This is a genomic window from Bacteroides sp. AM54-2NS, from assembly GCF_003602935.1.
Lineage (GTDB): Bacteria > Bacteroidota > Bacteroidia > Bacteroidales > Bacteroidaceae > Bacteroides > Bacteroides xylanisolvens.
The window spans coordinates 37,648-51,745 of record NZ_QTMZ01000030.1 but is presented as its reverse complement, the minus strand read 5'-3'; the positions used below and the strand labels follow the sequence as shown (position 1 = coordinate 51,745).

Sequence of the window (14,098 nt, the reverse complement as noted above, 5' to 3'; positions counted from 1 at the left end):
TTTATCTTTCCATTTAATGCAAAAAAGGAGCAAATGACTACAAATTTAAACGAGACCTTTGCTGCCGTACAGGTGGCAAGTCGGGAATTAGCCTTGCTGAATGATGACATCATCAATCAGATTTTAAATGCAGTAGCTGACGCAGCAATTGCAGAAACACCTTTCATTCTTGCAGAGAATGAAAAAGACCTCGCACGGATGGACAAAAATGATCCGAAGTACGACCGGTTGAAATTGACGGAAGAACGTTTAAAAGGCATTGCTGCCGACACACGCAATGTAGCGACACTCCCCTCTCCTTTGGGTAAAGTGTTGAAAGAAAGTGTTCGCCCCAATGGGATGAGATTGACAAAAGTCAGCGTTCCTTTCGGAGTGATAGGAATTATTTATGAAGCCCGTCCGAATGTCAGTTTTGATGTTTTCTCCCTTTGTCTAAAGAGTGGAAATGCCTGCATATTGAAAGGAGGAAGTGATGCCGATTGTTCCAACCGGGCTATCATCAGTGTGATTCACGAAGTATTGAAGAAATTCAATATCAATCCACACATTGTAGAACTACTTCCGGCTGATAGAGAAGCTACGGCAGCATTGCTGAATGCTGTGGGTTACGTAGACCTGATTATCCCCAGAGGCAGCAGCAGCCTGATTCATTTCGTACGCGAGAATGCAAAAATTCCCGTTATTGAAACAGGGGCAGGTATCTGTCACACTTACTTTGATGAATTTGGAGATGTAAACAAGGGGGCAGCTATTATTCACAATGCGAAGACACGCAGGGTTAGCGTATGTAATGCGCTGGACTGCACCATTATACATGAGAAAAGACTGACCGATCTCCCTATGCTTTGCGAGAAACTAAAAGACAGCCATGTCATTATCTATGCTGACGCACAGGCTTATCAAGCATTAGAAGGCCGCTATCCTGCCGAACTTCTGGAACACGCCAAAGCAGAAAGTTTCGGCACAGAGTTTCTGGATTATAAAATGGCTGTCAAGACCGTAAAAAGCTTCGAAGATGCCTTAGGCCATATTCAGGAAAACAGCTCCAAACATAGCGAGTGTATTGTTACCGAAAACAAGGAACGTGCAGCCTTATTCACAAAGATTGTGGATGCAGCTTGCGTATACACCAATGTATCTACTGCCTTCACTGACGGAGCGCAATTCGGATTAGGAGCAGAAATCGGAATCAGTACGCAAAAACTACATGCGCGCGGTCCGATGGGACTGGAAGAGATCACCTCTTACAAATGGGTCATCGAAGGAGACGGGCAAACGAGAAGAAATTGAGACGATACCGTTATCGTTAAAAATCAAACAAGGTATTGAACGAAACTAATTGAAAATTAAGAATTAAAAGATAAATGATATGAAGAAATTTACTTGCGTACAGGACATCGGCGATTTAAAATCAGCCTTGCAGAAGCATTCGAAATTAAAAAAGATCGTTTCAAATATGTAGAACTGGGACGAAACAAGACTTTGATGATGATCTTCTTCAACTCCAGTCTGCGCACCCGCCTTAGCACACAGAAAGCTGCAATCAACTTGGGAATGAATGTAATGGTACTAGATATCAATCAAGGTGCATGGAAATTGGAAACCGAACGTGGCGTAATTATGGATGGCGATAAACCGGAACATATCTTAGAAGCCATTCCGGTGATGGGCTGTTATTGTGATCTCATCGGAGTACGTTCTTTCGCCCGTTTCGAAAACCGCGACTTTGACTATCAGGAAACGATTATCAATCAATTTATCCAATACTCCGGACGTCCCGTCTTTTCGATGGAAGCGGCAACACGCCACCCATTGCAGAGCTTTGCCGACTTGATTACCATTGAAGAATACAAGAAAACAGCACGTCCTAAAGTGGTCATGACCTGGGCTCCACATCCACGTCCATTGCCACAAGCTGTTCCCAATTCTTTTGCCGAATGGATGAACGCAACGGATTACGAATTTGTCATCACCCACCCCGAGGTTATGAACTCGCCCCGCAATTTGTAGGCAACGCAAAAGTAGAATACGACCAGATGAAGGCTTTCGAAGGAGCCGACTTTATATATGCCAAGAACTGGGCAGCTTATTCTGGCGACAATTACGGACAGATATTAAGTAAAGATCGTGATTGGACAGTCAGCGACCGTCAAATGGCAGTTACCAACAACGCTTATTTCATGCATTGTCTTCCGGTTCGCAGAAATATGATTGTGACAGACGATGTGATCGAAAGCCCGCAATCAATCGTTATTCCGGAAGCTGCTAATCGTGAAATCTCGGCAACTGTCGTTCTGAAGAGACTATTGGAAGGACTAAAATAACCGAAAAATAAAGAGGCCGAAAAGCCTTTTCCATCAACGCATAAGAACAAAAGAACATCTCCTTAAAATCCTACTTATAAATATAAAAACAGGATTTGAAAATTGAGATGTTCTTTTGTTCTTATTGTATTTAAAATAAAAGCAGGCTATTACTTACCGCCCGCTCTTTACTTTACCCTATTTCTCTATTTCTTTGCCAGCCTCCTGCCAGGAATTAAATCCTTTATCAAGTTCAAAGACCTTATAGCCCTTCTCACTCAAAATTGCCGCAGCCTTCTTGCTCCGATTACCACTACGACAATACACAGCCACCGGTTTATCCTTCTGTAATAATGAATCAGCCATTGAAGCAAAAGAATCATCCATCACATTGATGTTGATTGTCTTCGTGATGTGCCCCTCCGAATATTCCGCAAGTGTACGGACATCCAGACGTTGTATATCCTCATTCTGAATAAGAGAATCAAACTCCTCTACATTCATAGATTGAAAATCTCCTTTCTGCTGACAAGAGAAAAGGGAAGAGAGAAATAAAAATATCCCCACGATTAATTGATTCAATTTAAACATATATACTCTATTATTCAATTCTGCCCAGGAATATAGTTAAACCCGGGATCACAATACTTTTCAGATACTACCGCAGAGCCATCCTTATCGTACGTACAATATTTAAACTTAATATTTATGGTCCGGCCAGGATGCTCCTCATCAATATATTGCGCCAAAGGAACAGAGATATAAGCACGCCGATTATAGTATTCTTCATCACTGTTCGCATCATGGTATAATAACATATTCACAATACCATTTGTTTTAAGTTCAGACACATCTTCCACTATGCCGAAGGTATGTCCTTTGCCTGTACTGACTTTTAGATTCAGAATCATATTCAGATAATCCCGCCCCAGCCAGATACTGACCACCTCTACCGGATCTTGCTTTATACCGTCTTTATACACCGGATCATCTTCCGGCTTAGGCACCGGCACAATGAGCGATTGCAAAGAATATATAGTAGCCGCACTTCCATCCGGAAGCACTTCATAGTTACTCATTACACGTCTGGAGGTATTTGCGGCAATAGTAGAACCCGTACGGTCTTCCGCCACAGGCAAAGCCTCTCCCTTATCAGGAATAAGCGTTTGTATACGACCGTCTTCCCCGGCCTCTACAGTCACAAATTCCAGTTTCACCGAAGGATAATAATAATCATCATCTCCACAGGCAGTCATCAGGAAAAGCAATCCCCACAACCAAATAACATGTAATTTTCTTCTTTTCATCGGCAAGCTGCTAAATAATTAACTAACGGATTGGAATACATTAATAACAACTTCTCACGCAAAAAGTCTTCATCCTTATTCGGAATCTTGATCTTTGCCAATTGTTGTTCAATATAGTTCATAAACTGTTGTTTCTCTTCTTCCGTGTAATTGGCCCCGAATTCCGTCGTGCCATTCAACCAATCGTACGCCACATAATTTCCCGGATATATCCGGTAGTTACGATGAATACGGCGGTCAAGACAGGCAGAGATACGGGCAAACAAATCCGGTTTCGGCAACGAACGGTCCAACTCTTTCAGATCATCATTCAGACAAGGGGCAACCTGAAAATGTACTCTGCCTTTATATCCGAAAAGGCCGGTTTGCATATTAATCAAATCGTCCTGCGTCGTCTTCTTATACCCTTCGATGTCTCTCTTCAACTGAAACTCCTGCGCTTTCAGAAAATCACACGGGTCATATTCGTATGAAATAGCAAGCGGAGCAATATTCATTTCCACCAAACGGTCTATCAAATCACCTTCACCACCCATTGCCAGCATTTTCAACACACTGTCTTGCGTACGGTCATTCGAATCTTTTGCGCGTCCTTCACGCTGCGCAATCCAAATAGACTGATTTTTTTCCGAAATGGTGTAATGCATATAACGGGACATACGTGCCGAAGATTCTAACATCTGCCGCATTGTCAATGCCCGCTGCACAATAAATGATTTATTGACACGCACCAGTTTCTTAATCCAGGGATAAATCAGCAAATTATCTCCAATCGCTATTTCTACCGTATCCATTCCCTGGTCAATCAACAAAATAGAGAGAAAGCCCGAATCGAGAATAATGTCTCTATGATTCGATATATACGTATAAGCTTTACTTTTATCCGGTATGGCGGTATGATCCAGTGTCAGTCCGGCGGTATGATCTGCCGCTATCTTCCACAAAATGCCATAGCAAAATGCCTCCTGAAAATCAAGTTTAGTCTTACAGGCACGCATTTTCTGCGCCAGAAGTTCAAATGGAACGTTCGGTATAGCCCCGGTAGCAGCTTTCTGAAAAGCCGGGTCGGCAATCAGTTCCTCAAAGACTTGAGGAAGTTCCTCATCATTGTAAGGACGAATTTCATTAAACTCTGTCAGATCCATCACGTGATTAAAATTTATTTTCAATAATATCGGTCATCACATCCTTTATATCCAGTCCGGCTGCACGCACCTGCTGGGGAATAAAGCTGGTAGTAGTCATTCCCGGAGTAGTGTTTACTTCGAGAAGATTCAGTTTTTCACCGGCAGTCACAATATATCTACACGGATAATGCCGGAGCAACCTAATATATCATAGATAGCCGAAGTCAACATCTGCACACGCTTGGTCAGTTCGTCCGAGATACGCGCAGGAGTGATTTCATCTACCTGTCCATTATATTTAGCATCGTAATCAAAGAACTCATTGTGCGTCACCACTTCCGTAGGCGGGAAGATAACTGTCTTCTCTTTTGTCTTATAACAGCCGCAAGTCAGTTCCGTTCCATCCATAAACGCTTCTACAAGTACTTCTTGCGCCTCTCCGAAAGCTTTAACAATGGCCGGCTGTATTTGTTCTTTTGTCTTTACTTTCGTAACTCCGAAGCTCGAACCTCCCAGACTAGGCTTGATAAAACAAGGCAGACCGATCTTTTCCACTACTTCCTCGTCAGAAATCGATTGTCCCTGGCGCAGCAACAATGATTCGGCAATGCGTACTCCAAAAGCTTTCAGATATTGATTGCAGGTAAACTTGTCGTATGTAATGGCAGCCGCCAATACTCCACAACAGGAATACGGTATACGCATCATATCAAAATAGCCTTGCAGGCGACCATCCTCACCGGGCGTACCATGGATGGTGATATAAGCAAAGTCGAACACAACCTTTTCCGTTCCGTTCGTAAAACTAAAGTCATTTCTATCTACCGGCACTTTATTTCCGTCCGGCAATTGTACTTCCCAGCGACGGCCTTCCATCTCCACGATATACAAATTATACTTTTCCTTATCAATAAAGGAATAAATGCCCTGTGCACTACGCAGGGAAACTACGATTTCAGAGGTATCCCCTCCTGCTACGATAGCGATGTTGCGTTTCATTCTAATTCTCTATTACTTATATAGCCTCTCCACTTCTCGATAAGCCGGGTCATGTCATCCGGAAGTTCGGAAGTAAAGTACATCTCCTCACCTGTGACGGGATGCACAAACCCCAACGTCATAGCATGCAAAGCCTGTCGGGGACAAGTGTCAAAGCAATTATTTACAAACTGTTTGTATTTACTAAAATGAGTTCCTTTCAGTATCTCATGCCCGCCATAGCGTTCGTCATTGAATAATACATGGCCGATATGCTTCATGTGGACACGAATCTGATGGGTACGTCCTGTTTCAAGTATACATTCCACAAGGGTTACGTAGCCCAGTCTTTCCAATACACGGTAGTGCGTAACGGCATGCTTGCCCACCGTCGGGTCGGACATCACCGCCATCTGCATCCGGTCTTTCGGATTGCGGGCGATATTACCGACAATCGTTCCTTCATCCTGTTCCACAACGCCCCACACCAGAGCACGATATCTGCGTTTGGTAGTCTTATTAAAAAATTGGAGTCCCAGATTTGTTTTGGCATCCGGTGTCTTGGCAATCACCAGCAAGCCCGAAGTATCTTTGTCGATGCGATGAACAAGTCCCACGTGCGGGTCATTGGCATCGTAATCCGGTATATCCTTCATGTGCCAAGCCAGCGCATTGACCAGCGTGCCGTGATAGTTTCCGTGTCCCGGATGCACTACCAACCCTGCCGGTTTATTCACCACCATTACGTATGGATCTTCATAAACAATAGTAAGGGGAATATCTTCAGGAATAATTTCGTTTTCATAACGGGGGCGATCCATCATCACCGTTATGACATCCAGCGGTTTCACTTTGTAGCTACTCTTCACCGGCTTGCCATTGGCCATAACGAATCCGCCTTCGGCAGCCTTCTGAATACGGTTGCGCGAAGCATTGACAATACGTTCGAACAGATATTTGTCGACTCTGACCATCGCCTGTCCCTTATCTACAACCACGCGGAAGTGTTCGTAAAGCTGGAATTCGTCACCGACAGGTTCTATATCATCCAAATCATTCTCCAGTTCATCCGGAAGTTCTTCCTCTATCATGCGAGTCCGTTTCTGTTATTTATCTATTAAAACCAACTATCATCTTGAGCAGATGATGATTCCGACGTAATCGGCTGGTCCGTATCTACGGAAACATCGGCTGAATCTTCTTCCGACGTATCACCGGAGCCGTTTCCGACCATCAATGTTAACGAAGATCCCACAGGTATTTTCTCACCCGCAGCCAACTGGCGTCCCTGGTACTTCACGCCGTATACCCAGTCTTTCTCACCATTTACCAATTGAACCTGATTCAGTTTGAAACCGGCATTTAGCAATTTAGCCTGCGCCTGGCGGAGCGAGCTGTTGTCCGCCACATCAGGAATAGCACGCAAAGGGACATCCAACGTATTGACAGTCAGATATACCGTACGTCCTTCTTTCACTTTCTCGCCGACTCCCGGCTTCAGTTCGAGAATGATACCTGCTGCTTTATCCTTTACATATTTGGTATCGGAAATCACATATACCAAACCGTGATTCCGGAACATTTTCGCTGCTTCGTCCACCGTCATCCCTTTCACATCGGGAACGGCAACAGTTTCACCATGATGAGTATGTATATCAAGCCATTTCAATACACCGAATATCATCACTACCACCACAACAATCATGGCGATAATGTTCACCCAGAAGAATTTATTTGTTTTAAAAGAAAAGAATTCTTTAATAGTCATACGCATTGCTGTTAATATGCGCCAAAGATACGACAAAATAGTTGAACTTTTAAAAAGTAGGCGATGAAAAATGTCCTCATCTATTATGCAAGAACGCTTATCATCGCCAGAATTGCTGCAACTATAATCCCCACTCCTATAGATTTCAACAACCTTATTATATTTATGCGGGGTTTCAAATCCCCCGAATCTGCTCTTCTATTACGTATGTTTGTTTATGAGTCTTGTTCTATTCCACAAAGAAAAGCAAAAAGTCATAAACAAGAGCAAACAATAGCGCTTTTTAACATACTATTCTCCTGAAAATCAGGAAACAAAAAAGGCGAAGATTAAATTCCCCGCCTTTTTTGTTTCCTGATGACAAGTGATTATCACTTTTGTCCGTTGTACTCATCAGAAACAGTCAGTTTCTTTCTGCCTTTCGCACGACGAGCAGCTAATACTCTACGACCATTAGCCGATGCCATTCTCTCACGGAAACCGTGTTTGTTCTTTCTCTTTCTGTTAGAGGGTTGAAATGTTCTTTTCATTACTGTATCTTGTTTTTATGTTATTATTCTACGTAATCGGGCTGCAAAAATAGGCACTTTTTTTAAATTAACCAAGAGATAACTCATTTTTGCTCAAAAGTTTTTGTGTTTTTTACTGATTTAGATTACTTTTGCAGTCGAATTCCTGCGAAAACAATTAAATAACAATAATATATTAAGAAAAATAGCAGTATGATTAATGCTCAAGACATCAAAAACGGAACTTGTATCCGTATGGACGGAAAGCTCTATTTCTGTATCGAATTCCTGCATGTAAAACCAGGTAAAGGTAATACTTTCATGCGTACTAAACTGAAAGATGTAGTCAGCGGTTACGTTCTCGAACGCCGTTTCAACATCGGTGAAAAGTTGGAAGATGTACGCGTAGAACGTCGTCCGTACCAATTTTTGTATAAAGAAGGAGAAGATTATATCTTCATGAACCAAGAAACATTCGACCAACACCCTATCGCTCACGATTTGATTAACGGTGTTGACTTCCTGCTCGAAGGTGCAGTATTGGAAGTTGTTTCTGACGCTTCTACAGAAACTGTTCTTTATGCAGATATGCCGATCAAGGTTCAAATGAAAGTGACTTATACAGAACCGGGCGTGAAAGGTGATACAGCTACCAACACGCTGAAACCTGCCACTGTAGAATCAGGAGCAACCGTACGTGTTCCATTGTTCATCAACGAAGGTGAAACAATTGAAATCGACACTCGCGATGGTTCTTACGTAGGACGTGTAAAAGCATAATTGACAAGAACATATATAAAAAAACCGGAAGTTTTTGGACTCCCGGTTTTTTTATGTCTTTACCGATATTTATTTGTATCCGGCTGCTTTCGCAATTCTTTTAGGAATCTCCGTGTTATCAATCTTTTCTCCAAACAGTTGAGAACCTGCGCCGATAGCGAATACAGGTACATAACCGGCAGAGTGACCGCCACTTACCCAACCTACCATAGCAATCTCATCCATCACTTCCTTAGCACGTGCAGCCATCGGTTCACTCTTAGAATACATACTTTCAGCAAATACGACTTTATTCTTCACGAATGATTTTTCAAACTCATCACGTAATTTCTTTTCCTGTTCCCAAGAAATAGGGAATTGTTTCCAGAAACCCATTTCTTCGCCTAGGAATGTTTTCATATCTTCCCAAGTCACTTTATTGCCTTTTGATTTTCTCAATTCGCTGATACGTTGTGAAAGTCCGTCAGCAGAATGTTTCTGATGCTGCAATGCTTTCAGGTTCAATTCATATTTTCCTGTACCCAGCACGATACCACCTGTTTCATGGTCGGCAGTAACGACAATAAGGGTTTCTTTCGGATGCTTTTTATAAAACTCATAAGCTACCTTGATAGCATTATCCATATCCTTTACTTCGTTGAACACTGTAGCAGCATCATTCGCATGACACGCCCAGTCTATTTTGCCACCTTCTACCATCAAGAAAAACCCTTTCTTATTATCTTTAGTAAGAAAATCAATGGCACTTTCTGTAATCTGCGCTAAAGTCAAATCACCTTCTTTACGATCGATAGCATAGGGTAAACAAGATGGATTAGCACCTTCTTCCTGAATCAGGATCATCTTTTCTGCTTTTGCAGCTTTTGCCTTATAGTCATTGTAGCCACGTGCTACTGTATATCCGGCTTCTTCAAAAATAGGGAAAATACTTGGAGCTTCTTTCTTGTCAAAAGATGTAGTCGGTTTAAGAAAACCACCGCCTGCATAGAAATCGAAATTTGCTTTTGGCAAATCCAAAGCTATTTCATAATATCTATTACGATCGGGTTGATGTGCATAGAATGCGGCAGGAGTAGCATGATCTACACTAACAGAAGTAGTTACACCAACTTTCTTACCAGCTTTCTTTGCCTTTTCAGCTACAGTCTGAATAGCATTCTTGTCCTCTCCCACAGAAATTGCATGATTATAGGTCTTCTTGCCTGTTGCTAATGCAGTACCTGCAGCAGCAGAGTCGGTTACTGAATTTTTAGCAGAGAAAGTAGTTGCCATAGTAGCAACCGGGAATTGAGTAAACAACAAAGGCTCGACGCCAATGCGTCCATTTTGAATTTCCGCCTGATACATCTCCGTACCATTTACCTGATTGACTCCCATTCCATCCCCGATGAAATAGAATACGTACTTTGCCTGCCCGTTGGCTACAACGGAGATAAAGACAAAGAACAATGTGTAGATTAACTTTTTCATTCTCTAGTATATTTATTTTTAGATTATTTGTCTACAAAGGTAGAAAAAAAAGAAGAAATTATCCGGATGCCATATTACAAATTCATCACATATTGCTCAAACCTGTCCTTATCACCGGCAGCCTTGTTACGCATCCGGCTACGATAATTATAGATAGTCGCCAAAGAGTAGCCCAGAAAATGGGCTATCTTGTTACTATCTATCACTCCCAGGCGAATAAGGGCAAAAATGCGGAGTTCCGTTGTCAGCAGTTCATCGGATTTCGGGTATATGCGCCCTTCTTCTACCAGCAGTTCATTAAAGGCGGTAATAAAGTTCGGGAACAGTTTCAGGAAAGACTTATCAAACTCATTATAGAATTCATTCCGCTCGTCACGGATAAACTGCTCGGACTTGATGGCTTTGAACAAGTCTTCAATACGTGACGCCATAGCCAGCTTCGCCAGTGAACGACGGTAAGTTTCCAGCTTATCCAGATAGTTGACGCATCTGTCCAGATAGCGGGCGATATACACCTCTTTAATTTTCCCCGTCTGTTCCAGTTCTTTGTTTACTGCCTGCATTTGTTTGTTCGCCAAGCTTAAGTCACGCCGCATGGCAGACAGTTTCTTCATCCAACGATACAAATAGAAAACAGCAATAAGGAGAAAGAAAGACAACAGACTGACGCTGACAAGCATTGCCTGTGAAACCACACGTTCTTTTTCTTCCTTCAGTTTATAAGCCTTGTCGATAATAGGAAAGAACTCCGTCACCTCAATAAAACGCAGGCGGGCATTGCAAGCTACGGCGTCTTCCATCGAACAGCTCAGATATTTGTAAGCGCGGTCTACATCGCCCAGTTCATACATCAAGTGTGCCAGTTTCTGCAATGAAGCATATTCCCTGACCGAAGATTCCAAATCGGCAATAGCTGTCAATATCAGATAATATACTTCTTTTTCCATATCGCCTTTCATGCCATATGCTTCGGACAGCGTATAGTAGATATAGACTTTCTGACGTTCGTCAACCGCATCCTTCAACGCGTCGCTGAGCATCACCAAAGCTGTATCAGCCTTACCTGTAACGATACATTTCTCAGCCAGTACAATCGTACGGTTTATTTCGGGCGGCATTATACCAATGATAGAGTCCCTGTATAAATCTGTCTTTGTCAGGTATTTCTTCTTTTCCTCTTTATTAGTGGTATAGTCTGCAAGCCAACCATAACAGGCACGATAAGTCTGATAATAGGATAGTAATGTTTGTTTGTCCAGCTTCTCCGAATTTATGCTCTCCAGTTCTTTCATGGCTTCAATATACATTCCCATCACTCCCAATACTGTTGCACGGTCAATTATTATCTCATCTGCCAATTCCGGACGGGTCAGTTGGGGGAGAAGCTGTTGTCTCCTGTTTATATAATAAAGTGCAGAATCTGCCTGATAATGAAGATAAGCATCGAACAAAGAACCATACAAGCGATATTTATCAGCAGGAGCAACCGAATGAGCGAGCTGCATTTTCAGCGCATCAATAGCTTTCTCTTTCTGAACCTGAAAAGTCTCTTTCTTATTTATAATATCATCCAGTCTTTTAAGGACTGCCGCATTATCATCCGTCTGTGTCGCAAACAGTAAAGTCGGACAAACTAAAAGAAAAGCTAAGATATAGGCTATATTTCTCATAGGTTACTTTTTAAAGATGTCACAAATATAATGAATATAGTAATGATTATGAAACAGACGGTCAAAATAATTTTAATTCCTACTTGTATTTTCTCATAGTCTTTTCACAAGCAATGCATTCATTTTCAACAAAATGAGCATCACAAGTATTTATATTTATATTCTAGTCCCCAAATGCTTTCCCCTATCCCCCTACATTTGCAACATCGGTTCGCCGAGCAAACATTTAAAATCTATGTTACCATGAAAAAGAATTTTCTATTTGTAATCTTACTTGTACTACTATTTGGTTGCAGCCCGGTATATGCCGCAACTGTCATAAAAAAAGTAGTCCCTGCTTTTTGGTGGGCAGGTATGAAAAATCCGGAGTTGCAGGTTTTGCTATATGGAGAACATATAGCATTTGCAGAAGTCAGTATCTCTTCCGAAGACATCACCTTGCAAGAGGTTGTCAAGCTAGAAAATCCAAATTATCTGATTGTCTATCTGAATATCTCGGAAGCAGCCCCGCAGACATTCAACATGATTCTGAAACAAGGTAAAAAACAGACTGTAATTCCTTATGAACTCAAAGAAAGAAAGCCGGATTCTTCTCAGATAGAAGGTTTCAACTCTAGCGATGTGCTTTATCTCATTATGCCGGATCGTTTTGCTAACGGTGATTCTTCTAATGATATAATTTCCGGAATGTTGGAAGCCAGAGTAGACCGTAACGACTCCTTCGCCCGCCATGGCGGTGATTTCAAAGGGATAGAAAAGCATCTGGATTATATCGCGGACTTAGGTGTGACGAGCATATGGCTGAATCCGATTCAGGAGAATGACATGAAGGAAGGCTCTTACCACGGTTATGCCATCACTGATTATTATCAGGCAGACCGCCGCTTTGGGAATAATGAAGAATTCCGGAACCTTGTAGACCAGGCACATGCCAAAGGGATGAAAGTAGTCATGGATATGATTTTCAACCACTGCGGTAGTGAAAACTATCTATATAAGGATATGCCATCCAAAGACTGGTTCAACTTCAAAGGCAACTATGTGCAGACAAGTTTTAGACTGCCACCCAACTAGACCCGTATGCTTCTGATTACGAAAAGAAAATAGCAGTTGACGGTTGGTTCAGCCAGGTTATGCCGGATTTCAACCAACGGAACCGCCATGTAGCTACTTATCTGATTCAGAGCAGTATCTGGTGGATAGAGTATGCCGGTATTAACGGAATCCGCCAAGATACGCACCCTTATGCAGACTTTGACATGATGGCTCATTGGTGCAAGGCAGTGAACGAAGAATATCCCAAATTCAATATTGTAGGCGAAACCTGGTTAGGCAGCAATGTACTTATCTCTTATTGGCAAAAAGACAGCAAACTGACCTATCCTAAAAACACCTACCTGCCCACTGTCATGGACTTCCCATTGATGGAACATATGAACAGGGCTTTTGATGAAGAAACAACCGACTGGAACGGCGGACTGTGCCGGCTTTACGAATACCTGTCGCAAGATATCGTCTTTGCTGACCCGATGAATCTATTGACTTTCCTGGATAATCACGACACTTCCCGTTTTTATCGTTCGGAAGCGGATACTAAAAACCTAAACCGATACAAACAAGCATTAGTGTTCCTTCTGACAACACGCGGAATTCCACAAATATATTACGGGACAGAGATCCTGATGGCTGCCGATAAAGCCAACGGTGACGGAGCACTTCGCTGTGACTTCCCGGGCGGCTGGCAAAATGATACTCATAATTACTTCGATGCGGCAAACCGCACTCCGCTACAAAATGAAGCTTTCTCTTATCTGAAGAAACTGCTCCAATGGAGAAAAGGAAACGAAGTCATAGCCAAAGGAAAACTGAAACACTTCGCACCGAGTAAAGGCATCTATGCGTACGAAAGGAAACAGGGTGATAAATCAGTCGTTGTTCTCCTGAATGGAACAGACCGGGAACAGACTATCAGTTTGGATACTTACCGGGAAATACTGCCTGATACTTCTGCATACAATGTATTGGAAGATAAAAAAGTAGAATTAGGAAAGGATTTAACACTTCCGAGCCGTGGGATATACCTTTTATCCTTTTAAAGAAGTTCACTACGACTTATATTTATCCGAAGTACCCAAGCAGTTATTTAGCTATAAATCAAAATAATAAAGTTTATACTAACTTGTATT

At 42.2% G+C, this 14,098-nt stretch carries 10 protein-coding genes and 3 pseudogenes; 4 read left to right on the top strand and 9 right to left on the bottom strand.

Features of this window, described 5'->3' with window-relative positions:
* The first annotated feature begins 33 nt into the window (after positions 1–33).
* Positions 34–1,290 carry a glutamate-5-semialdehyde dehydrogenase gene (locus DXA05_RS17530; RefSeq protein WP_008024469.1) on the top strand — a complete coding sequence of 419 codons (1,257 nt, stop codon included), beginning with the start codon at positions 34–36 and terminating at the stop codon, positions 1,288–1,290.
* A gap of 79 nt (positions 1,291–1,369) precedes the next feature.
* Positions 1,370–2,324, top strand: a pseudogene (locus DXA05_RS17525) (acetylornithine carbamoyltransferase).
* A gap of 177 nt (positions 2,325–2,501) precedes the next feature.
* On the opposite strand, the gene DXA05_RS17520 reads toward DXA05_RS17525, so the two are convergent.
* The 7 genes and pseudogenes from DXA05_RS17520 to rpmH all read right to left on the bottom strand — a co-directional run bounded on the left by DXA05_RS17520 (position 2,502) and on the right by rpmH (position 8,013).
* A complete protein-coding gene (locus tag DXA05_RS17520) occupies positions 2,502–2,894 on the bottom strand; it encodes a rhodanese-like domain-containing protein (protein ID WP_004312995.1) in 393 nt (130 codons plus the stop codon).
* A 14-nt stretch (positions 2,895–2,908) separates the two neighbouring features.
* Positions 2,909–3,610: a NigD-like protein gene (locus tag DXA05_RS17515; RefSeq protein ID WP_117683205.1), complete on the bottom strand. Its 702-nt coding sequence runs from the start codon at positions 3,608–3,610 to the stop codon at positions 2,909–2,911.
* Complete coding sequence (locus DXA05_RS17510) at positions 3,607–4,755, bottom strand: 1-acyl-sn-glycerol-3-phosphate acyltransferase (protein ID WP_128859433.1); 1,149 nt, start codon at positions 4,753–4,755, stop codon at positions 3,607–3,609. The genes DXA05_RS17515 and DXA05_RS17510 overlap by 4 nt, the downstream gene beginning before the upstream one ends.
* A gap of 7 nt (positions 4,756–4,762) precedes the next feature.
* Positions 4,763–5,736, bottom strand: a pseudogene (locus tag DXA05_RS17505) (D-alanine--D-alanine ligase).
* On the bottom strand, positions 5,733–6,806 hold the full coding sequence (locus tag DXA05_RS17500) for an RluA family pseudouridine synthase (RefSeq protein ID WP_087322816.1): 1,074 nt from the start codon (positions 6,804–6,806) through the stop codon (positions 5,733–5,735). Before DXA05_RS17500 ends, DXA05_RS17505 begins: the two are co-directional and overlap by 4 nt.
* A 26-nt stretch (positions 6,807–6,832) precedes the next feature.
* Entirely contained in the window at positions 6,833–7,483 is a 651-nt protein-coding gene (locus DXA05_RS17495; RefSeq protein WP_049702285.1) for a PASTA domain-containing protein, read from the bottom strand.
* A gap of 371 nt (positions 7,484–7,854) precedes the next feature.
* The gene (gene rpmH, locus DXA05_RS17490; protein WP_004299762.1) at positions 7,855–8,013 is read right to left on the bottom strand and encodes a 50S ribosomal protein L34; all 159 of its coding nucleotides are present in this window, start codon (positions 8,011–8,013) and stop codon (positions 7,855–7,857) included.
* A 192-nt stretch (positions 8,014–8,205) separates the two neighbouring features.
* On the opposite strand from rpmH, the gene efp reads away from it, so the two are divergent.
* Complete coding sequence (gene efp / locus DXA05_RS17485; RefSeq protein ID WP_004312989.1) at positions 8,206–8,772, top strand: elongation factor P; 567 nt, start codon at positions 8,206–8,208, stop codon at positions 8,770–8,772.
* Between the two features lie 69 nt (positions 8,773–8,841).
* Here the strand turns inward: efp and DXA05_RS17480 are convergent, their stop codons facing one another.
* Entirely contained in the window at positions 8,842–10,242 is a 1,401-nt protein-coding gene (locus DXA05_RS17480) for an alkaline phosphatase (RefSeq protein ID WP_004312988.1), read from the bottom strand.
* A gap of 74 nt (positions 10,243–10,316) precedes the next feature.
* Entirely contained in the window at positions 10,317–11,912 is a 1,596-nt protein-coding gene (locus DXA05_RS17475; RefSeq protein ID WP_128859431.1) for a DUF6377 domain-containing protein, read from the bottom strand.
* A 243-nt stretch (positions 11,913–12,155) separates the two neighbouring features.
* Between DXA05_RS17475 and DXA05_RS17470 the strand changes: the two are divergent.
* Positions 12,156–14,008: pseudogene (locus tag DXA05_RS17470) on the top strand (glycoside hydrolase family 13 protein).
* Positions 14,009–14,098 lie beyond the last annotated feature (90 nt).